Source organism: Falsiroseomonas sp., assembly GCF_030695085.1.
GTDB lineage: Bacteria > Pseudomonadota > Alphaproteobacteria > Acetobacterales > Acetobacteraceae > Falsiroseomonas.
Genome location: NZ_JAUYTS010000033.1, coordinates 17858 through 38933, shown reverse-complemented (window position 1 = coordinate 38933; position 21076 = coordinate 17858). Strand labels below are relative to the sequence as shown.

General features: G+C 69.5%; 20 protein-coding genes. 11 read left to right on the top strand and 9 right to left on the bottom strand.

What is annotated here, in order from left to right; all coding sequences use genetic code 11:
• Positions 1–134: 134 nt before the first annotated feature.
• The gene (locus tag Q8S40_RS03450; protein ID WP_305669289.1) at positions 135–761 is read right to left on the bottom strand and encodes a nucleoside triphosphate pyrophosphatase; all 627 of its coding nucleotides are present in this window, start codon (positions 759–761) and stop codon (positions 135–137) included.
• The gene (locus tag Q8S40_RS03445; protein ID WP_305669288.1) at positions 761–1648 is read right to left on the bottom strand and encodes a pyruvate, water dikinase regulatory protein; all 888 of its coding nucleotides are present in this window, start codon (positions 1646–1648) and stop codon (positions 761–763) included. The genes Q8S40_RS03450 and Q8S40_RS03445 overlap by 1 nt, the downstream gene beginning before the upstream one ends.
• A gap of 467 nt (positions 1649–2115) precedes the next feature.
• On the opposite strand from Q8S40_RS03445, the gene hemE reads away from it, so the two are divergent.
• Positions 2116–3162, top strand: coding sequence for a uroporphyrinogen decarboxylase (gene hemE / locus Q8S40_RS03440; protein WP_304812603.1), 1047 nt, complete (start codon positions 2116–2118; stop codon positions 3160–3162).
• A 53-nt stretch (positions 3163–3215) separates the two neighbouring features.
• On the opposite strand, the gene Q8S40_RS03435 is transcribed toward hemE, so the two are convergent.
• Both Q8S40_RS03435 and Q8S40_RS03430 read right to left on the bottom strand, forming a co-directional pair.
• Positions 3216–4187: a murein transglycosylase A gene (locus Q8S40_RS03435; RefSeq protein ID WP_371136794.1), complete on the bottom strand. Its 972-nt coding sequence runs from the start codon at positions 4185–4187 to the stop codon at positions 3216–3218.
• Positions 4188–4364: 177 nt separating this feature from the next.
• Positions 4365–5045: a Tim44/TimA family putative adaptor protein gene (locus tag Q8S40_RS03430; protein ID WP_304812597.1), complete on the bottom strand. Its 681-nt coding sequence runs from the start codon at positions 5043–5045 to the stop codon at positions 4365–4367.
• 173 nt (positions 5046–5218) lie between these two features.
• On the opposite strand from Q8S40_RS03430, the gene Q8S40_RS03425 reads away from it, so the two are divergent.
• On the top strand, positions 5219–5776 hold the full coding sequence (locus tag Q8S40_RS03425) for a histidine phosphatase family protein (protein WP_305669286.1): 558 nt from the start codon (positions 5219–5221) through the stop codon (positions 5774–5776).
• A 6-nt stretch (positions 5777–5782) separates the two neighbouring features.
• Here the strand turns inward: Q8S40_RS03425 and Q8S40_RS03420 are convergent, their stop codons facing one another.
• Entirely contained in the window at positions 5783–6469 is a 687-nt protein-coding gene (locus Q8S40_RS03420) for a YggS family pyridoxal phosphate-dependent enzyme (protein ID WP_305669285.1), read from the bottom strand.
• Between the two features lie 89 nt (positions 6470–6558).
• Here Q8S40_RS03420 and Q8S40_RS03415 point away from each other — a divergent pair, with 89 nt between their 5' ends.
• The 9 genes from Q8S40_RS03415 to glf all read left to right on the top strand — a co-directional run bounded on the left by Q8S40_RS03415 (position 6559) and on the right by glf (position 17041).
• A complete protein-coding gene (locus Q8S40_RS03415; protein WP_305669284.1) occupies positions 6559–7176 on the top strand; it encodes a thiamine phosphate synthase in 618 nt (205 codons plus the stop codon).
• A gap of 206 nt (positions 7177–7382) precedes the next feature.
• Positions 7383–8591 carry a porin gene (locus tag Q8S40_RS03410; protein WP_305669283.1) on the top strand — a complete coding sequence of 403 codons (1209 nt, stop codon included), beginning with the start codon at positions 7383–7385 and terminating at the stop codon, positions 8589–8591.
• Positions 8592–8748: 157 nt separating this feature from the next.
• Positions 8749–9294, top strand: a complete 546-nt coding sequence (locus tag Q8S40_RS03405) for a DUF3576 domain-containing protein (protein ID WP_305669282.1) — start codon at positions 8749–8751, stop codon at positions 9292–9294.
• A 15-nt stretch (positions 9295–9309) separates the two neighbouring features.
• Positions 9310–11952 carry a leucine--tRNA ligase gene (leuS, locus tag Q8S40_RS03400; RefSeq protein ID WP_371136793.1) on the top strand — a complete coding sequence of 881 codons (2643 nt, stop codon included), beginning with the start codon at positions 9310–9312 and terminating at the stop codon, positions 11950–11952.
• Positions 11918–12577 carry an LPS assembly lipoprotein LptE gene (gene lptE, locus Q8S40_RS03395; RefSeq protein WP_305669280.1) on the top strand — a complete coding sequence of 220 codons (660 nt, stop codon included), beginning with the start codon at positions 11918–11920 and terminating at the stop codon, positions 12575–12577. Before leuS ends, lptE begins: the two co-directional genes overlap by 35 nt.
• Positions 12578–12583: 6 nt before the next feature.
• The gene (holA, locus tag Q8S40_RS03390; protein WP_305669279.1) at positions 12584–13591 is read left to right on the top strand and encodes a DNA polymerase III subunit delta; all 1008 of its coding nucleotides are present in this window, start codon (positions 12584–12586) and stop codon (positions 13589–13591) included.
• Between the two features lie 116 nt (positions 13592–13707).
• Positions 13708–14436, top strand: a complete 729-nt coding sequence (locus tag Q8S40_RS03385; protein WP_305669278.1) for a DUF1194 domain-containing protein — start codon at positions 13708–13710, stop codon at positions 14434–14436.
• A gap of 270 nt (positions 14437–14706) precedes the next feature.
• Positions 14707–15879, top strand: coding sequence for a glycosyltransferase (locus Q8S40_RS03380; protein ID WP_304809558.1), 1173 nt, complete (start codon positions 14707–14709; stop codon positions 15877–15879).
• Positions 15872–17041, top strand: a complete 1170-nt coding sequence (glf, locus tag Q8S40_RS03375; RefSeq protein ID WP_305669277.1) for a UDP-galactopyranose mutase — start codon at positions 15872–15874, stop codon at positions 17039–17041. Before Q8S40_RS03380 ends, glf begins: the two co-directional genes overlap by 8 nt.
• 40 nt (positions 17042–17081) lie before the next feature.
• Here glf and Q8S40_RS03370 read toward each other — a convergent pair whose 3' ends face one another.
• The 4 genes from Q8S40_RS03370 to miaB form a co-directional block, all read right to left on the bottom strand.
• Positions 17082–18020: a hemolysin family protein gene (locus Q8S40_RS03370; RefSeq protein WP_305669276.1), complete on the bottom strand. Its 939-nt coding sequence runs from the start codon at positions 18018–18020 to the stop codon at positions 17082–17084.
• Positions 18017–18493, bottom strand: coding sequence for an rRNA maturation RNase YbeY (gene ybeY / locus Q8S40_RS03365; protein WP_304809563.1), 477 nt, complete (start codon positions 18491–18493; stop codon positions 18017–18019). The genes Q8S40_RS03370 and ybeY overlap by 4 nt, the downstream gene beginning before the upstream one ends.
• A 111-nt stretch (positions 18494–18604) precedes the next feature.
• Complete coding sequence (locus Q8S40_RS03360; RefSeq protein ID WP_305669290.1) at positions 18605–19558, bottom strand: PhoH family protein; 954 nt, start codon at positions 19556–19558, stop codon at positions 18605–18607.
• 80 nt (positions 19559–19638) lie between these two features.
• Positions 19639–21048: a tRNA (N6-isopentenyl adenosine(37)-C2)-methylthiotransferase MiaB gene (gene miaB / locus Q8S40_RS03355; RefSeq protein ID WP_305669275.1), complete on the bottom strand. Its 1410-nt coding sequence runs from the start codon at positions 21046–21048 to the stop codon at positions 19639–19641.
• Positions 21049–21076 lie beyond the last annotated feature (28 nt).

The following is a 21076-nucleotide window of genomic DNA, read 5'->3' as shown; positions in this document are numbered from 1 at the left end:
AGGCTCGCTTGACTATGCTGTATCGCTCGACGGACCGCCTCTGTCGTGGTGGCGCTCCCATGGAGAACTTGGCCCATAGCGCATCCCTCCATCCAGGCGACAAGAATGCACCATCAAAGCCTGGGACCAAACATCTAGGCGCCCAGCACACCGTGCTGGCGCAGGAAGCCGAACAAGGGCAGCAGCGGCAGGCCGAGGATGGCGCTGTGCGCGCCCTCCACCTTCGCCATCAGATGCACGCCTGCGCCTTCCAGCCGGTAGGCGCCGACGCTGGACAGGATCGCCTCGCCCTCCGCCGCCAGATAGGCGTCGAGAAACGCTTCGGAAAAATTCCGCATGGTCAGGCGCGGGGTGGTGACGTCCTGCCAGATGCGCTGGCCGCCACGCCAGGCCACGGTCGCCGTCACCAGCTCATGCCGCTTGCCGCGCAGCGCCAGAAGCTGGCGGCGCGCGGCGGCCAGATCCGCGGGCTTGTCGTACCAGCGCAGCACGCCGTCCTCGTCCGCACAGGTCAGAAGCTGGTCGCAACCGATCACCAGCGCCTCCGGCCGCTTGCGCGCCACCCGCATGGCCTTGGCCTCGGCCAGCATGATCGCGGCCTCGGCGGGCGGTATTTCCTCCGCCTGGGCGCCTTCCTTGATCGCGGCCTCATCCACCGCCGCGGCCATCGCCTCGAAGCGCAGGCCCGCGGCCTCCAGCAAAGCGCGGCGCGTGGCGGAGGCGCTGGCCAGGACCAGCGCCAGATCCGGAGCCTGCTGCATCAGGCGGGCAGGCCGGAGGCCGGGTCGCTCGGCTGCGGCCGCTCCGGCGGCCGCTCGCCGCGGCGGGCGTGCCAGGCTTCCATCAGTTGCAGGACGGTCGCCGCCGTTTCCTCGATGGAGCGGCGGGTGACATCGATCACCGGCCAGCCATAGCGCGTGCAAAGCCGGCGGGCCGCCTGGATTTCCGCCTTCACCGCTTCATGGTCCACGTAGTCCGTGGCGTCGTGGTGCACGCCATGGGCGCCGATCAGCTTCAGGCGATGACGGCGGATCTCGATCAGGGCATTGGTCTCAATATGCAGGCCGATCACCGGGCAGGGCGCCGTCTCCAGCTCCGTTGGCAGTGGCGCGCCCGGCACCAGCGGCACATTGGCCGCCTTGATGCCACGATTGGCCAGGTAGAAACAGGTTGGCGTCTTGGAGGAGCGGGAGACGCCGACGATGCAGACATCGGCCTCCGCGATGCCGGCGGTGCCCTGGCCGTCATCATGCGCCAGCACATAGTGCATGGCGTCGATCCGGCGGAAGTAATCCGCATCCATCACATGCTGGGCGCCGCGCTTTTCCCGCGCCGGCGCGCCGATGGCCTGCTGCAGCATCTCCATCACCGGCTCGAGCGGCGACATGTATTCGATGTGCAGACGCTGGCAATGTTCCTCCAGCGCCAGCCGCAGGCTGCGGTCCACCAGGGTGAACAGCACCGGTCCGGGCTCCGACTGGATCCCCTCCAGCACCCGGTCGAGCTGCAGGCGGGACCGGATCAGCGACCAGCGATGATGGACGACATGCGGATCCTCGAAGCGGGACAGCGTGGCGCGCGCGATTGAGTTCAGCGTCTCCCCGGTACTGTCGGAGACGAGATGCAGGTTGATCGTGCGGCTGGGCATGATGGTGCGCCTGGCTCCGGGTGGTTTCCCCAAGTCTCCGGCTTACCGCATGGCGACGACGCATGACAGGGCGACGCGGCAGCGGGCTCAAGACCCTGGGGAACACGGTGGAAGCTGGGGAGAACTTTGCTCGATCCGGCCGCGCGGACGGCGCAGCGGGGACAACCGTCTCAGCGCCGGTACACGGGATGAATCGCCGCGGTTGCGGAGCGTTTCCGGGGGTAATCCGAATCCGCGTGGCGATTCAGCCGCTTGCATGCCGACTCTGGGCGGGACAGGCCTGTGGATGAAAACCGGGCGAGCCGTAATCCCCATCGTGCACAGGCCCCTACTACCCCCACAGACTCTTTAGGATTCTTTCTTCTTATTGGGGAATTGGCGTTTCCGCGGCCGTGCCCTAGGCAGAGGGCGACGGGACAAAGCCAGGGGAGGCGGGTTTGACGGCAGAGACAGCGGGCATGACGACCATGGATGCGCCCGGGAAACCGCTGCTGCGCGCCTTGTCCGGGGAGGCAGTGTGGCCGCCGCCGATGTGGCTGATGCGCCAGGCCGGCCGCTATCTGCCCGAATACCGCGAGATCCGTGCCGAGGCCGGCGGCTTCATCAAGCTGTGCACCACGCCGGAGATGGCGGCGGAGGTGACGCTGCAACCGATCCGCCGCTACGGCATGGACGGCGCCATCCTGTTCTCCGACATCCTGATGGTCCCCTGGGCCATGGGCCAGCCGCTGCGCTTCGCCGAGGGCGAGGGCCCCCAGCTTGAACCGTTGCGCGACCTGGCGGCGGTGAATGCTCTGGAAGTGGGCGCCGTGCGGGAAAGGTCCGCCCCGATCCTGGAGACGGTGCGGCTGGTGCGGGCGGCGCTGGAGGCGCAGCATCCGAAGACTGCGCTGATCGGCTTCGCCGGCAGCCCCTTCACGGTGGCCTGCTACATGGTGGAGGGCCATGGCAGCCGCGATTTCGCCACCACACGGCAGATGGCGTTCGGTGACCCGGCGCTGTTCGGCAAGCTGATCCGCACCCTGGTCGATGCCACGACCGAATACCTGCTGGCCCAGGCGGAGGCGGGCGCCGAGGCGCTGATGCTGTTCGACAGCTGGGCCGGCCTGCTGCCGCCCGCGCAGTTCCGCCGCTGGGTGATCGAGCCCACCGCGACCATCGTGCGCAGCCTGAAGCGGTTGCACCCCTCCATCCCGATCATCGGCTTCCCGCGCCTGGCCGGCCCGCTGATCGGCGAGTACACGCTGCGCACGGGCGTCAACACGGTCGCCATGGACACCTCCATGGACCCGCGCTTCGCGGCCACCGCGGTGGCGCCCACGGTCGGGCTGCAGGGCAATCTGGACCCGCTGTCGCTGATTGTCGGCGGTGATGCGATGGAGGCGGAGGCGCGGCAGATCCTGGCCGCGATGCGTGGCCGCCCCTTCGTGTTCAATCTGGGCCACGGCATCGAGAAGGTGACCCCCCCCGAACACGTCGCCCAGCTCGTCCGCATCGTCCGCGCCGGCCTTTAGTCCCAAAAATAGATGAGGGGTCCGGGGAGAATACCTTCTCCCCGGCCTCTTTCTTACCGCGCCGGGCTTTCCTGACGCGGCACCAGCACGAACAGCGCCGCCGGGTCCCGCATCCCCCCAGCCTCCGCCCCTGCCGCATCCCCCCAGCCGGTGAACAGATCGGCCCGCGCCGCGCCGCGGATGGCGCCGCCGGTATCCTGCGCCACCACCAGGCGCCGTAGCGGGGCCTGTGCGGCCAGCCAGACGGGTGCGCCGAGCGGAGTCCGGGTGCGATCCACCGCGAGGGACCGCCCCGGCGTCAGCGGGGCTCCCAGCGCGCCCAGCGGTCCGGCTTCGGGTGGCAGCTCCGTCAGCGGGCGGAAGAAGACGTAGCTCGGGTTGCGGTTCATCAGTGCGGCGGCCTCGCCGGGCGGGGCCTCGGCCAGCCAGGCCCGGATTGCCTGCATCGAGACCGTCTCCCGCGTCAGCGTGCCGTTCTCCACCAGAGCGCGGCCGATGGCGTAGTAGGGGTGGCCGTTCTGGGCCGCGTAGCCGAGGCGCAGCACGCCGCCCTCCGCCAGCCGCACACGGCCGGAGCCCTGGATCTGCAGGAAAAACGCATCGGCGGGGTCATCGACCCAGGCCAGTTCCAGTCCGCGCCCGTCCAGCGCGCCGCCGGTGATCGCCGCACGGTCCGCGAAGGGTTGCAGGCGGCCGTCCCGCACCACGCCCGCGGTACGACGGCCGCGCAGGTCCTGGGCGAACTGGCCGAGATCGACCTGCACCAATTCGGGTGGCGTGGCATGCAGGGGTGTCTGGTAGGGGCCGTCGCGGCGGGTGCTGCCACGCAGTTCCGGCTCGTAATAGCCGGTCAGCACATCCTCGCCGACGGCGTAGGCGGCGAAGTGGGTTTCGAAGAAGTGGCGGGCCGCCGGGGGGTCTGCCGGCAGCGTCGCCGCCGCGGCACAGGCCGGGGCGAAATCCCCCGCGGTCCGGGCCAGTGCCCCGTCCCCGCCCATGGTCCGGTCCGCTGGCAGCCGTGCCATTACGGCGCAACTTGCCCGGAAGGCCGGAAGCGCCGCTTCCAGCCTATCCTCCGCCCATCCCGGCAGTTCGGAAAAACGCACCTGCCGGGGGAAGGACCCTGGCTCCGCACACCCAACCAGCCCAACCAGACCGGCCCAGAAAAACCTTCGCCACAGCACCGCGGCAGCGTCGAAAAATCAGGCGGAGCGGGTGGCGACGAGGCGCCAGGTGGGGTCTTCGCTGCGGAGGTCGCGCTGGAAGGTCCAGATGTCGGTCAGTTCCGTCACCGCCTCGGCGCCGGCGGAGATGCTGCCATCGCTGGCCGTGGTCAGGTTCACCTGGTCGCTGACGAAGCGGACGGTGACATCGGCGACAGAGCCGCGCAGGTCGGCGGATTCGATCCCGGCCTCCTGCATGGCGCGCACTTCGGAGCGTTGCGTCTCACCAGCCTGTTCCCGGGCGGTGATGGCGCCTTCGAAGCCGCCATAGACGTCATCGGCCAGCAGCGCGCGCAGGGTCTCGCGGTCGCCACGGGCGAAGGCATCCACCACCATGCGGAAGGCGCCCTCGGCGCCGTTCAGGAAGCCATGCGGCTCGAAGGACGGATCGATGCCCTTGATGCGAACCATGGCCTGTCCAGCCGGCGTGCGCGCATCCGGCACCACATGGCGCGTGGTGCCGATGGCGGCCGGCGGCGGCAGTTCCGGCTGGTCGGATTCACCGGCCGGGCGCGGGGCGCGCGGATCATAGGGCGCCGCACCCTCGCGCGGCGGACGCTCGAAGCCGGTACGACGGCCGAGCACGCTTCGCAGCCGCAGCACCAGAAATGCCGCGACCATTGCGAACAGGATCAGATCGACAGGAAACCCGCCCGACATTGCCAACTCCTCATCAAGCACTCACTTAAGGCGGCCCCTGCCCCCCCGCAACGCCTTCACCACCGATGATGCGCGCGAACCGTCAATAGATCCCCTTGAACGCCGGAATGCCGCCGCGGATTGTCCCGCATCTGCATCCCACATCCCGACCTTCTTCAGGAGCCGCCCCGCCGATGATCCTGCTCCGCCACGGACAGAGCGAATTCAACCTGCACTTCAGCGCCACGCGGCGCGACCCCGGCATTCCCGACCCGCGCCTGACCCCGCTCGGCCACAGCCAGGCCGAACAGGCGGCGGAGGCGCTGGCGGCACAGGGCATCACGCGGATCATCGCCTCCCCCTACAGCCGCGCCTTGCAGACGGCGGAACCCCTGGCCCGCAGGCTGGGCCTGAACGTGCTGGTGCAGCCGCTGGTGCGGGAACGTTATGCCTTCACCTGCGACATCGGTAGCCCCGCCACGGCGCTATCCGCCGAATGGCCGCATCTGGACTTCACGCATGTGGAGGAGGTGTGGTGGCCGGCGCAGGAGGAACCGGCCGACCAGGTCCTGGCCCGCGCCGCGCTGTTCCGCGGTGAGATGTCGGCGCTGGAGGATTGGTCCAGCACCCTGGTGGTCGCGCATTGGGGTTTTATTCTCGCGATGACGGGGCAATCGGTCGCGAACGGCACCTGGCTGCGCTGCGACCCGACCGAGCCGGCGCTGACCGAGGTGTCCTGGAAGCACCACTGACGCGCCTCAGCTGCGATGCCCGAAGATGGCGGAGCCGACGCGGACATGGGTGGCGCCCTCGGCGATCGCGGCCTCGAAGTCGCCGCTCATGCCCATTGAAAGCGTGACGAGGCCGTGCCGCGCCGCCATCTCGGCCAGCAGGGCGAAATGCGGCCGCGGATCGTCCTCGGCCGGCGGGATGCACATCAGGCCATCCACCGGCAGGCCATGTTCCTCCCGGCATTGGCGGATGAAGGCATCGGCCTCGGCCCGGGCGATGCCGGCCTTCTGTGGTTCGTCACCGGTATTGACCTGCACCAGCAGCCGCGGCTGGCGGCCCTCCCGCGCCATGGCGTCGCGCAAGGCCAGGGCGAGCCTGGGACGGTCGAGGCTTTCGATCACGTCGGCGACGCGCACCGCCTCCCGCGCCTTGTTGGTCTGCAGCGCGCCGATCAGGTGCAGGCGAAGCGCAGGCCAGGCGGGGCGGAGCGCGGGGAACTTGCCCTCCGCCTCCTGCACCCGGTTCTCGCCGAAGGTCATCTGCCCGCAGGCCAGCGCGGCTTCCACGGCAGTGGCGGGATGGGTCTTGGAAACGGCAACCAGCGTGACGGCACCGGGCGGGCGGTTGGCGCGGCTGCAGGCCTCGGCGATCCTGTCGCGGATCTGCCCGAGATTGGCGGCGATGGTCGGATCGGGCGGGAGGTCGTGCGGCATGGCAGGGACGCTAGAGCATTTTCGATCTGGGCGGAATCGCCCGGCAGCCGGGGACAGGCGCCGGAACAACGGGCGACGGCCGCCCCGCCGTGACTGAGCCCGGCCGCGCCGCGCTGGCGGACTGGTCACGCCGGCTTCGGCCGCAGCGCGACGGGCGTGGCGCGGTGCCGCGCCTGTGGCTGGTCTCGGATCCGGCGCGGCTGCCGGACCCTTGCGCGGCGGCCGGGCGGCTGCCGCGCGGGTCCGGGGTGCTGGCCCGGGGCCTGCCGCCGCTGGTGCTGGCGCGGCTGCGCGAGATTGCGCGGCGGCGTGGGCTGATATTGCTGCTGGGCGGCAATCCGGCCGCGGCGTTGCGCGCGCGGTGCGGCCTGCATCTGCCGGACCGGCCGGACCCGCCGCGGCTTCAGGCCTTCCTGGCGGCGCGGCGCCGCGGCGCGCCATGGGCGCGCTTGTCGCTGGCGGTGCATGGGCGCGTGGCCGTGGCGCGGGCGCGGCGGCTGGGTGCGGATTTCGGCTTCGTCTCGCCGGCCTTCGCCACGCCGAGCCACCCGGGCGCGCCAGGGCTCGGCCCGTTGCGCTGGGGTCAATTGGCCAGGCGGCTGCGCCGGCCGGCGGTGGCGCTGGGCGGCGTCGCCGGGGCGACAGCGGGGCGGCTGCCCCGCGCCCGGCTTGCCGGCCTGGCCGCGATTGGTGCGTTGCGGCGGTGAGACAGCTTGTGGCCATTTCGCCACAGTGTCTCAAGGAAGTCGCGGAACTCGCCGCTGCGCCGTTGCCCTGCCCGGGTGGTGCGGATCATTATCCGCCCCGGGCCTGACTGCCATCGGGGGGGAACCTGGTGGCGGCGTCCTGCCGAGGGGGGCAGGCGGGTCGTCGCATGCCGGGGGCCACCCGGCGCAGGAGGAGGTTTTTAGATATGCGCAAGATTCTGCTGGGCACCACCGCGGTGGTTGGCGCCGCGCTGATGGGCATCACTGTCGCCCAGGCGCAGACGGCTCCGACGGTTCGCGTGGGCGGCTACTTCGAGTTCACCGGCGGCTATGTCGACGACAACTTCGATAGCGCCGCGACCACCGGCCTGCCGGCCTCTCGTGCCAAGGTCGACTTCCGGTCCGATATGGAAATCAGCGTGATCGTGCGCGGCAAGGCCGCCAACGGCATCTCCTATGGTGCCGAGATCGAGCTGCAGATGGACAACGTGACGAATGCGGGCTCCGCCAACAGCGGCAGCGGCACCATCGTCGACACCGACGAGATGTGGGGCTTCATTTCCTCCCCGACCCTCGGCACCTTCCAGTTCGGTGACCAGGACAGCGCCGCCGACCAGCTGAAGGTCGCCGCCCCGAGCGTGACGAACCTCGGCGAGTCGGGTGGCTGGGACGAGTTCGTGGCGCCGGTCGCCGACGGCACGCGTTACATCCTGACGACCATCAACGACGGCAGCGACAGCACCAAGGTCATCTACCTGTCCCCGCAGTTCTTCGGCTTCGATTTTGGCGTCAGCTACGCGCCGAACCAGTACGAGGGTGAGAACTACCTGCAGCCGAACGCGGCAGCGAACAACGCCCTGCAGCGCAACACCAATGCAGGCTCCATCCGCAACGAGCTGTCTGGTGCGCTCCGCTACCGTGGCAGCTTTAGCAATGTCGGTGTGGCCGCGGCCTTCTCCGCCATGCGCGGCGACTCGCCCACGGGTTCGCCGAACCGTGACCCGAACGCCTACCAGGCCGGCCTGAACCTGTCCGCGATGGGCTTCACCATCGGTGGTCACTACATTTGGGGCCGCTACTCCGGGTCCGCTCCGGGCCGCGCTGGCCTGGCCCCGGGCCTGAGCAACTCCAACAACTGGACCATCGGTGCGACCTATCGCTTTGATGCCGTCTCGGTTGGCGCCTTCTACTCGCGTGGCAAGCGTGACAACGCTCTTCCGGGCGTGAATGACCGCGAGCAGCGTGCGATCGGCGTCGGCGCCGTCTACACCCTGGCTCCGGGCCTCGAACTGTTCGCCAACTACACCAACGTCGAGGATGAGAACGTCCTTCCGTTCGGTGCAGCCAACACGGCAGCCAACTACCGCGACCGCAGCATAGACGTGTTCATCCTGGGCACGCGCATGGCCTTCTGATCCTTCCGGATCAGCGAGCCTGAGGGGGGTAGCAGGGCAACCTGCTACCCCTTTTTCATGCGTGAGACCCTGGGCCGCTTTCCCTGGCTTTGCGATCGGGCGCCGGAAGGGTAAGACCATCCGGAGAAAAGGCCCCCGCCGGGCCGGGATGGGAAAGATGCGCCTGACGCGACTGATGATGGTGGGCCTGACCGGGACGCTGCTGGTGGCGTGCAGCACGCTCGACGGCAATCTCCGCACGCCCGAGCTGGATGAATACAGCTCCGACCGCCGCCGGGATCAGGTGCGCGGCCGCCTTGGCGGCAGCGATGGCATCCTGATCTTCGGCACCGATCGCACCCAGCAACGCGGCGCAGCCGACCAGGGCGGCGTCGGCATCGGCGTCAATGCCTTCCTCTGGCGCGCGGCGCTGGACACGCTGTCCTTCATGCCGCTGTCCTCCGCCGATCCGTTCGGCGGGGTGCTGATCACCGATTGGTATTCGCCGCCCGGCAATCCCAGCGAGCGCTTCCGCGCCACGGCCTATATCCTCGGCCGCCAGCTTCGCTCGGATGGCGTGCGCGTGGCACTGTTCCGGCAGGAACTGCGCGGCAATGCCTGGGTCGAGGCCCCGGTCTCCGCCGGCACCGCCTCGGAGCTCGAGGACCAGGTGCTGGCACGCGCCCGGGAACTGCGCGCGCAATCCACCGCCGCCGCGCGGTAACGCTGGCGCAATACGATGAACGAGATGTCCCCGACCCAAGATGCTGGCCAGCCACAGCCAGCCCGGCATGATTTCGCCGCCGCCGAACCACGTTGGCAGGCGGAATGGGAAAGCCGCGGTTGCTTTGCCGTGCCCGATGTGCCGCCAGACGGGGCCAGCAAATACTACGTGCTGGAGATGTTCCCCTACCCCTCCGGCAAGATCCACATGGGCCATGTGCGGAACTACACGCTGGGCGACGTGGTCGCGCGCTACAAGCGCGCCCGCGGCCACCTGGTGCTGCACCCGATGGGCTGGGACGCCTTCGGCCTGCCGGCGGAAAACGCCGCGCGCGAACGTGGCATCCATCCCGGCCAGTGGACCTACGACAACATCGCCAATATGCGCACCGAGCTGAAGCGCATGGGCCTGTCGCTGGACTGGTCGCGGGAATTCGCCACCTGCGATGTCGCCTATTACGGCAAGCAGCAGAAGCTGTTCCTGGATTTCTGGAAGGCCGGGCTGGTCGAGCGCAAGGAGTCCTGGGTCAACTGGGACCCGGTGGACGGCACCGTGCTGGCGAATGAACAGGTGATCGACGGCCGCGGCTGGCGCTCCGGCGCGCTGGTCGAGAAGAAGAAGCTGTCCCAGTGGTTCCTGGCCATCACCAAATACGCGCCGGACCTGCTGGAGGCGCTGGGCGGGCTGGATCGCTGGCCGGATCGCGTGAAGCTGATGCAGTCCAACTGGATCGGCCGCAGCGAAGGCGCGCGGGTGCGCTTCAAGCTGACCGAGCCGGTGGCGGAGACGGCGGAGGTGGAGGTCTTCACCACGCGGCCGGATACGCTGTTCGGCATGTCCTTCCTGGCCGTCGCTGCCGAGCATCCGCTGGCCGCGGCCGCCGCGGCCGCGAACCCCGAGGCGCAGAAATTCGTCGCCCAATGCCGCAGCATGGGCACCAGCGAGGTCGCCATCGAGCAGGCGGAGAAGCGCGGCTTCGACACCGGCTTCCGGGTGGCGCACCCGTTCCTGCCCGGCGAGACCTTCCCGGTCTGGATCGCGAATTTCGTGCTGATGGAATACGGCACCGGCGCCATCTTCGGCTGCCCGGGCCATGACGAGCGCGACTTCGAATTCGCCACCAAATACGGCCTGGCGATCCGGCCCGTGGTGCTGCCGCCCGGCGCGGACCCGGCCAGCTTCGCCCTGGACGGCGCCGCCTATACCGATGACGGCACGCTGTTCAACTCGGATTTCCTGGACGGCAAGCCGGTGCCCGCCGCCAAGCGCGCGGCGATCGAGACGCTGGAGGCCCAGGGCCAGGGTAACGGCGTGGTCAATTGGCGCCTGCGCGACTGGGGCGTCTCGCGCCAGCGCTACTGGGGCTGCCCGATTCCGGTGATCCATTGCGACGCCTGCGGCGCCGTGCCGGTGCCGGAGGACCAGTTGCCGGTCGAACTGCCGCAGGATGTCGACTTCTCGCGCCCCGGCAACCCGCTGGACCACCACCCCACCTGGAAGCATGTGGCCTGCCCGTCCTGCGGCGCCCCGGCGCGGCGGGAGACGGATACCTGCGACACCTTCGTCGACAGCTCCTGGTATTTTGCCCGCTTCTGCTCACCCGGGGCGGCGGAGCCGGTCACCCAGGCCGCGGTGAATGCCTGGCTGCCGGTGGACCAGTATATCGGCGGCATCGAGCACGCGATCCTGCACCTGCTCTATTCCCGCTTCTTCACCCGGGCGATGCAGGCCACCGGCCATCTGGACGTGACGGAGCCCTTCGCCGGGCTGTTCACCCAGGGCATGGTGCAGCACGAAAGCTACAAGGGCCCCGATGGCCGCTGGCTGTATCCGGAGGAGGTGGATTTCAGCCTCGCCGCGGACGGCACGCGCAGCGCAACGCTCAAGGGCGGCAACGAACCGGTGACCATCGGCCGGGTCGAAGCGATGTCCAAGTCCAAGCGCAACACGGTGGACCCCGGCGCCATCATCGGCAAATACGGCGCCGACACCGCGCGCTGGTTCATCCTGTCCGACAACCCGCCGGAGCGGGACATGGAGTGGACGGAATCCGGCGTCGCCGGCGCCTTCCGCTTCACCCAACGGGTCTGGCGCCTGGCCAGCAATGCCCTGCCGACCCTGCCGGCGCCTGGCACACCGATGCCTGAGCCGACCGGTGCCGCGAAAAAGCTGCGCCAGGTGACGCACCGGACCATGGTCGCGGTGACCGAGGCGTTGGACAGTTTCGCGTTCAACGTCGCCGTGGCCCGCATCCACGAATTCGCCAATGCGATCGGCGATGCCGAGGCGCAGGCCGCGGCGGAGGGCATGGGCGAAGCGCGACGGGAGGCGCTGGAAACCCTGGCCCGCCTCGCCGCACCGATGATGCCGCATCTGGCGGAGGAGCTGTACGCGCTGCTCAACCCTGGGGCGCCGGACCTCGTCGCCCAGCTGCCCTGGCCGGAAGCCGACCCGGCCTTGGTGAAGGCGGAGACGATGACGCTGGCCGTGCAGGTGCTCGGCAAGCTGCGCGCCACCATCGAGGTCGCCGTCGGCGCGCCGGAGGCGGAGATATTCGCCCTGGCCGAGGCGGAGGAGAACGTGCAGCGTGCCTTCGGCGGCAAGCCGGTGAAGAAGCGAATTCATGTTCCGGGGCGGGTGGTCAATTACGTCGTCTGAATCCCTTTCGCGGCGCGGCCTGTTCGGCGGGCTCGGCCTGCTGGCCCTCGGCGGCTGCGGTTTCCGGCCGCTTTATGGCAGCAGCGGCACGGCGGATGTGCGGGCGGAGCTGTCGCAGATCCGCGTCGCCATCATCCAGGAACGCTTCGGCCAGCTGCTGCGCCGCGCGCTGACCCAGCGCATGGGCCAGTCCATCGGCGGGCCGAGCCAGGCGCTGTACGAATTGCAGGTGGCCGCGGCCCAGCAGGCGGAAGGCGTCGGCATCCAGCGCGACGGCACGCCGACGCGCGTGCGCTACATCGGCACCGCCAACTGGCTACTGGCGCGCATCGGCCCGCCGCGGGAGACGCTGGCCACCGGCACCGAGCGCGCGATCGAGGCCTACAACATCCCGCCCAACCAGTTCTTTGCCGCCGATAGCAGCCGGGAAGCGGCGGAACATCGCCTGGCCGAGACCCTGGCGGAGCTGGTGGTGACCCGCATCGTGGTGGATTTCCGCAGGCGCGAGGCCGGTGCCGCCGGGCTGGCGCAGGGCGCCACCATGCCGGCAGCCGCCCCAAGCCCCGTCGTAGTGCAGCCGGCGCGGCCGGAACTGCTGCCCGGGCTGACGCCTGCCCTCCGCTGAGGCGGGATGGCCAAGCTCGATCCCAAGCGCATCGCCGGCTTCCTCGCCAATCCCGGCGCCACGCGCGCCGTGCTGCTGCATGGCGACGATGCCGGCCTGGCGCGGGAGCGGGCGGAGGCGCTGATGCACGCCGTGCTCGGCCCGATACCCGACCCCTTCCGCCTGGCCGAACTGAGCCGGGAGGAAGCCACCCGCCCCGGCGCCCTGGCCGGGGAAGCCGCGGCCCTGGCGATGACCGGCGGCCGCCGCGTGGTTCGCCTGCGCGACGCGACGGATGCCCACGCCACCCCGCTGAAGGACGCGCTGGCCGGTGCCGGGGACGCGCTGCTGCTGCTGGAAGGCGGCGAGATGAGCCCCCGCTCCAAGCTGCGCGCCCTGGCCGAGGCCGCGCCGGATGTGATGGTGGTGCCCTGCTACCGCGAGAAGCCGGAGGAGTTGGCCGGCACCATCGGCCGCCTGCTGCGCGAACAGGGCGTGCAGGCGGACCCGCCTGTGCTCGCCTGGCTCGCGGCGCGGCTGGGGGAGGATCGCATGCTGATGCGCCGTGCGGTGGAGGTGCTGGCGCTGCATGCCGGGGCTGGCGGCAAGGTCGATGAGGCCGCGGCCATGGCCTGCGTCGCGGATGGCGCCACGGCGGATCTCGACACCGCGCTGATGGCCGCCACCGCCGGCGAGGCCCAGGCCGCTGACCGCGCCCTGGATACCGCCTTCGCGGAGGGCGCCAATGCCGTGATGGTGGTGCGCGCAACCTTGCGCCATGTGCAGCGACTGCATGAGGCGCAACTGGCCGGCGATGCCGGGGTGCTGCGCCCACCGGTGTTCTTCCGCCACAAGCCGGCCTTCGACCGGGCGCTGCGGATCTGGCCGCTGGCGGCACTCGAGGCCCAGGGCGCGGCGCTGCTGGAGGCTGAGCGCCGCACCAAGACCACGGCGTTCCGGGAGGTGCATGAGATGCTGGCGCGCGCCGGCATCGCGGCGCTGGCGCGCCAGGCCGCCGCCTACGCCCGTCGCTGATCCGCACTGGCTGAACGGATGCGGCGCAAGACGCGCGGAAAAAAATATCTTAACGCTTGAACCTTCCCTACCCGGTGCGGTTGCATGCACATCGTTCATGCAGCGGGAGGTCGCGGATGCGCCGCAGGTCCCTTCTCGCCGCGGCGGGTGCCGCGGCCGCGCTACGACCCACCCGTGCCCGGGCGGAAGACCCGGTCGATGTCGCGCTGGTGCTTGCCGTGGATATCAGCCGCTCCGTCGATGAGGATGAGGCCCGGTTGCAGCGGGAAGGCTACCGCAGCGCGATGACGGACCCCCGGCTGGTGGAAGCCATCCGTGGCGGCATGACCGGCGGGATCGCCCTCGCCTATGTCGAATGGGCTGGCTTCGAGTATCAGCGCCTTGTGCTGCCCTGGACCCGCATCGGCAGCCAGGCGCAGGCGGAAAGCTGGGCCTCGGCCCTGGCGGAGGCGCCGCGGGTGTCGCTGTCCTGGACATCGATCTCGGGCGCCATCGAATTCTCCCGCCGCACCCTGGCGGAATGCCCCTTCGAGGCGACCCGCCGCGTGATCGACGTCTCCGGCGACGGGGTCAACAACAGCGGCGCGCCGGCGGAGGAAGCCCGTGACCGGGCGGTGGCCGAGGGCATCACCATCAACGGCCTGCCCATCCTGAACGACCGCCCGACCTTCGGCCGCCGCCCGCCCATTCCGCTCGACATCTATTATCGGGAGAGTGTCATCGGCGGACCGGGTGCCTTCATGATCCCGGCAGAGGATTTCGACGATTTCGGCCAGGCGGTGCGGCGCAAGCTGATCCGCGAAATAGCCGGCCTCTCTTCCGACCCGGAACGGCGGCTGGCCTAGGCCGCTTTCGCTTCGCGCTTGGCGCCCGGTAATCGGTCCAGCCCCTTGTTCCGGCGCATTTTCCTGGCCGCCAGGCGATTCCGCCGGGCCTGAAAATTTCCTGCCGGGCCCACCGTCGGCGCCATTGCGGTGGCGGTTGGAACCGCAGCGCAGCATCGCGCGTTTTCCGGACATCAGGACAGCCAGTTAGGTCCGGCGCATCGGCCAAAAAAGGCCGCTGCAGAGCGCGATGGCGCGCGCCGGGATGCTGGACACCAGGAGACCAGGTTGATGCAGGCTGCTCCCCCGACATGCACCGGCGGCAAGGTGCAACCCGTTCTGCTGTGCCTTTCCCATCTGCGCTGGGATTTCGTCTTCCAGCGCCCGCAGCACCTGATGACGCGCGCCGCGCAGGACCATGAGGTGATCTTCTTCGAGGAACCGCTGGAGGCGCCGATCCCGCAGCCGCGGCTGGATTTCTCGATGCAGCCGGGTGGCGTGCTGCGCGCGGTGCCGGTGCTGCCGCACGGCCTGGATGAAGCGGCCAGCGCCGCGGCCCAGCGCGCCCTGCTGGACGGGCTGCTGGCGGAACGCGCCGGACGCCCGCTGGTCGCCTGGTTCTACACGCCGATGGCGCTGGCCTTCGCGGACCATCTGCGCCCGGATGTGACGATCTATGATTGCATGGACGAGCTTTCCGCCTTCCGCGGCGCACCGCCGGCGATGCTGGCGATGGAGCAGCGCCTGCTGGACCGGGCGGACCAGGTCTTCACCGGCGGCCGCAGCCTGTTCGAGGCGAAGCGCGACCGGCACAGGCGCGTGCACTGCTTCCCCTCCTCCATCGATACCGCGCATTTCGGCCGGGCCCGCGACGCGCTGGCGGAGCCTGCCGCCCTCGCCGGTATCCCGCACCCCCGGATCGGCTTCTTCGGCGTCATCGATGAACGGATGGATCTGGCGCTGGTCGCGGCCTTCGCCGCGCTGCGGCCCGAGATGCACCTCATCATGCTCGGCCCGGTGGTGAAGATCGACCCGGCCAGCCTGCCGCAGGGGCCGAACCTGCATTGGCTGGGCGGCCGCCGCTATGACGAGCTGCCGGACTACCTGGCGCATTGGGATCTGGGCTTCATGCCCTTCGCGCTGAATGAGAGCACGCGCTTCATCAGCCCGACCAAGACGCCGGAATTCCTCGCCGCCGGCCTGCCGGTGATCTCCACCCCGGTGGTGGATGTGGTGCGGGACTATGGCGAGGCCGGGCTGGTCGAGATCGTCGAATCCGCCGCGGAACTGGCGGAGCAGGCCGATGCGCTGCTGGCGCGGCCGCGTGCGCCCTTCCTGGCGCGGGTCGACCAGCAATTGGCGAAGAACTCGTGGGACATGACCTGGGCGCGGATGGCCGCGCTGCTGCGGGTTCCAGAAGCGGCACCAGTCGCGGCGAAGGCAAAGGGGGTAGCCCATGTTTGATTGGCTCGTCGTGGGTGCCGGCTTTGCCGGGTCCGTGCTGGCGGAGCGCCTGGCGGCGTCTCGTGGCGACCGTGTGCTGGTGATCGACAAGCGCGACCACATCGCCGGCAACGCCTATGACCATCTGGACGAGGCGGGGGTGCTGATCCACCGCTACGGCCCGCACATCTTCCACACCAACAGCGAGGCGGTGTTCGCGCATCTGTCGCGCTTCACCGCATGGCGGCCCTATGAGCACCGCGTGCTGGCCGAGGTGGTGAGCCCCACCACGGGGCAGACGGTGCAGGTGCCGATGCCGATCAACCTCGACACCATCAACCGGCTATACGGGCTGGACCTCACCGAGGACCAGCTGGAAGCCTGGTTCGCCGAACGGGCCGAGAAGGTGGACCAGGTGCGGTCTTCCGAGGATGTGGTCGTCGGCAAGGTCGGTCGCGAATTGTACGAGCTGTTCTTCCGCGGCTACACGCGCAAGCAATGGGCGCTGGACCCGAGCGAGCTGGATAAATCCGTGACCGCCCGGGTGCCGACGCGGACCAACCGGGACGACCGCTATTTCACCGACCGCTTCCAGGCGATGCCGCGGGATGGCTACACGGCGATGTTCCGCCGCATGCTGGACCACCCGAACATCACGGTCCGCACCGGGATGGAATTCGCCGAGGCGCGGCGCCGCTTCAGCTTCCGGCGTGTGATCTGGACCGGCCCGGTGGATGAGTATTTCGGCCATCGCCACGGCCGCCTGCCCTATCGCAGCCTGCGCTTCCGGCATGAGACGCTGGACCAGCAAAAGGCGCTGCCGACCGGCACGGTGAACCATCCGGCGGAAGCCACGCTCTATACCCGCGTCTCCGAATACAAATACCTGACCGGGCAGGTGCATCCGAAGACCAGCGTCACCTATGAATTCCCGGCCGCCGAGGGCGACCCCTACTACCCGATCCCCCGGCCGGAGAACCAGGCGCTGTACAAGAAGTATGAGGCGCTGGCGGATGCCGAGCGGGATACCTGGTTCGTCGGTCGGCTCGCGACCTACCGCTACTACAACATGGACCAGGTGGTCGGTCAGGCGCTGGCGACCTTCGAGCGCATCCAGAAGGTGGTGCCGCCGATGGCGGTGAATGACGAGATCGCCGCCGGCCGCGTCGCCGCCGGCGACTGAGTTGAAGCCCTCTCCCCGGTTTGGGGGAGAGGGGTTTCACCTACTCCGCCGCCTGCCGGGACGGCTCGCCGGCCGCGCCGGGGCGCCGCACCCGCAGCCGCCGGATGCGGCGCGGATCGGCATCCAGCACCCGGAATTCGAGGCCGGAAGGGTGGGAAACCAATTCCCCCCGCGCCGGCACGCGCCCGGCGAGGGTGAAGATCAGCCCGCCCACCGTGTCGATATCCGCGCTGCGCTCCTCCTCCGTCAGCACCGCGCCGAATTTCTGCTCGAACGCCTCGACCGTGGTGCGCGCATCCAGCTCCACCGTGCCATCCGGGCGGTCCAGGATGGTGACGGGGGCCACCTCGTCATGCTCGTCGGAGATGTCGCCGACGATCGTTTCCACCAGATCCTCGATCGTCACCAGCCCGTCGATGCCGCCATACTCATCGACCACCAGGGCCATGTGGATGCGCGCGGCGCGCATCTGCAGCAGCATGTCCATCACCGGGATGGTCGGCACCACGAAAAGCGGCCGGCGCAGGATGGCCTTCAGCGAGAAGCTGGCCGGGTCCCGCCCCACCGAGGCAAACACGTCCTTGATGTGCACCATGCCGACGATGTCATCGAGGTTCTCCCGGTAGACCGGGAAGCGGCTGTGGCCCTCGCGCTGGATCATGCTGATGGCCTGGTCCAGCGTCAGGTCCTCCGGCATCGCCACGATATCGGCGCGCGGCACCATCACGTCATAGGCCGCCTTGTCGCGCAGCCGCAGCACATTGCCGAGCAGCGCGCGCTCATTGGAATCGAGCCCGCTGGCGAGGTGTTCCGCGTCGTGCGGAACCCCTTCCTCCTGCCGGCCTTCGAGCAGTTCCTCCACCTGGTCGCGCACCGTGTCGGCGGTGCGGCGGCGGAGCAGCCCCTGGATGCGCCAGAGCAGGCTGTTGCGGCGTTCGACCGGCGAGGGTTGGTGGGGTTGGTCTCCGTTGCCGTTCATGTCGCTGGCCGTCCCCGGCCCTCCTTCCAGGGATTGGGGCGGCCGAGGCGGCGCATCACGCGTGCTTCCGCCTGTTCCATCCGGCGTGCCTCACCGGCATCCAGATGGTCGTGCCCGGCCAGGTGCAGGGCGCCATGGGCGACCAGATGCGCCAGGTGGTCGGCGGGTTTGCGCCCAGCCTCCCGCGCCTCGCGCCGGACCACGCCGAGCGCCAGGGCGATGTCGCCCAGATGGCCCGGCAGGCCGCCCGGGAAGGACAGCACATTGGTCGGCTTGGCCTTGTCGCGGTGTCCGGTGTTGAGCCGCTTGACCTCCGCATCATCGGTCAGCAGCACGGTGACGGCGCCTGTGGCGCCAGCTTCCCGCAGGGCCGCGGCCACGGCACGGCGCGCGAGCGCCTCCGGCTGGGGCACGGCGGCGCGCCAGCCCTGGGTGGCGAGGACGACGGTAATGCCCGCATCCTCGCTCTGCATCCCGGCCCGGGCATCATTGCCCGCGCCGGGATGTCTACTTAACGGTTCCATCGCTCTCCAAATGCCCCCGGTGCCTGGCCCGCCATGTGTGGCGCGCCTTCACCGAACAACTCATCCACGCCCACGCGCCGCCTGGTCCATCCGACCATAGGCGGCGACGATGCGCGCAACCAAGGGATGTCTTACCACATCTTCCTCGCCGAATCTCGCCACCGTTATACCCTCCACCCCGCCGAGGATGGACAGCGCCTCCGCCAGGCCGGAACGCTGGCCGGGCGGCAGGTCCACCTGGGTCGGGTCGCCGGTGATCACCATGCGGCTGCCCTCACCCATGCGGGTCAGGAACATTTTCATTTGTGCCGCGGTGGTGTTCTGCGCCTCGTCCAGGATGGCGTAGCAATGGGCGAGGGTGCGGCCGCGCATGAAGGCGAGTGGGGCGACTTCGATCTCGCCGGCCGTCATGCGGCGGGTGAGCTGTTCGGCGGGCATCATGTCGTGCAGCGCGTCGTATAGCGGGCGGAGATAGGGATCGACCTTCTCCTTCAGATCGCCCGGCAGGTAGCCGAGCTTTTCGCCCGCTTCCACCGCCGGCCGCGACAGCACGATGCGATCGACCCGCCCGGCCTGCAGCAGCGCCACGCCCTGCGCGACGGCGAGGTAGGTCTTGCCGGTGCCGGCGGGGCCGACGCCGAACACCATTTCGCTGCGCGCCAGCGCATCGATATAGGCGGCCTGGGCCGGGGTGCGGGGCGCGATGGCACCCTTGCGGGTGCGGATTGCCGGCAGGTCCTGCAAGGGCAGGCGCGGGTCGCTGTCCTGAACCCCCTCCGCCATCCGCATCGCCGCCTCGACCTCCGCGCTGCCCACCGGCTCGCCGCTTTGCAATCGTCGCCACAGCGCCATCAGCGCCGCTTCCGCCACATCGGTCCGCTCCGGCGCGCCGGTGATGGTCAACCGGTTGCCCCGGCTGCCGAGGCGGATGCCCAGGCGGACTTCCATCCGGGCCAGGTTGCGGTCGTGCTCGCCATACAGCAGCGGCAGCAACTGGTTGTCGTCGAACTGCATGGTGACGACGCGCTGCGTATTCTGGTCCCGCAGGGCGGGACGGGGCGGCGGGCGGAGGCTGATCGCGGCGGGGGGTGTGTTCAAGCGGCGGCCTTCTCCTGACGGGGCGTTTGTGACGGAGGACCGAGCGCCTCATTCCCCTCGAGGCGCACGGAAAGCGAATTGGGCATCGCGGCGGTCACCACCGCCGTCACCACTTGGCCCGCCATCCCGGGCGATCCAAGGCCATGCACCGGCTGCAGCCAGGGTGACCGCCCGGCAAACTGGCCTTCATGCCGCCCGGCACCCGTGACCAGCACATCGCAGCGGCGGCCGATGCAGGAACGGTTGAAGGCATCCTGCTGTTCCCGCAGCAGGGCCTGAATTTCCTGCAACCGGCGATCCTTCTCGGCTTCCGCGACCTGCATCTGGGCGGTCGCCGCCGGCGTGCCAGGGCGGGCGGAATATTTGAAGGAATAGGCCAGCGCGAAGCCGACATCCTGGATCAGCTTCAGCGTCGCCTGGTGGTCTGCCTCGCTCTCCCCCGGATGGCCGGCGATGAAGTCGGAGGACAGGGCCAGATCGGGTCGCGCCTCGCGCAGCTTGTCGGCGATGCGGCGATACAGATCCGCCTTGTGGCCCCGGTTCATCGCCGCCAGCATGCGGTCAGACCCCGACTGCACCGGCAGGTGCAAGAACGGCATCAGCTGCGGGATGCGGCCATGGGCGGCGATCAGCGCATCATCCATGTCGCGCGGGTGGCTTGTGGTGTAGCGCAGCCGGGCGAGGTTCGGGATCTCCGCCAGTTCCAGCAGCAGCCGGTCCAGCGTCCAGGCGCCGCCCGACAGCCCCTCCCCATGCCAGGCATTCACATTCTGCCCGAGCAGCGTGATTTCGCGCGCCCCCTGCGCGACCAGGTGCCGTGCCTCCTTCAGCACGGCGGCGGCACTCCGAGAGAATTCGCTGCCGCGGGTGTAGGGGACGACGCAGAAGGAACAGAATTTGTCGCAGCCCTCCTGGATGGTCAGGAAGGCGGTGACGCCCTGCGGCGTGGCGGAATCCGGCAGGAAGTCGAACTTCTGTTCCGTCGGAAAATCCGTCTCGATGACCGCGCCGGCGGCGCGGCTGATGCGGGCCACCATCTCGGGCAGTCGGTGATAGCTCTGCGGGCCGAGGACGAGGTCGACATAGGGGGCACGGGCGGTGATCTCGGCGCCTTCCGCCTGGGCGACGCATCCGGCGACGGCCAGGATCATGCGGCTACCCGACTGCTCCTTCGCCTGTTTCAGCACCCGCAGCCGGCCGAGTTCGGAGAACAGCTTCTCGCTCGCCTTCTCCCGGATATGGCAGGTGTTCAAAACTACCATGTCGGCGTCTTCCGGCGTCTCGGTCGCCATGTAGCCGAGCGGGGCCAGCACATCGGCCATGCGGCCGCTGTCATAGACATTCATCTGGCAGCCCCAACTGCGGATGAACAACCGCTTGCGGGGGGGTGCGGGGGGAGGATTCATTCCGGGCCAAGCTCCGTCGCCCCGCCTG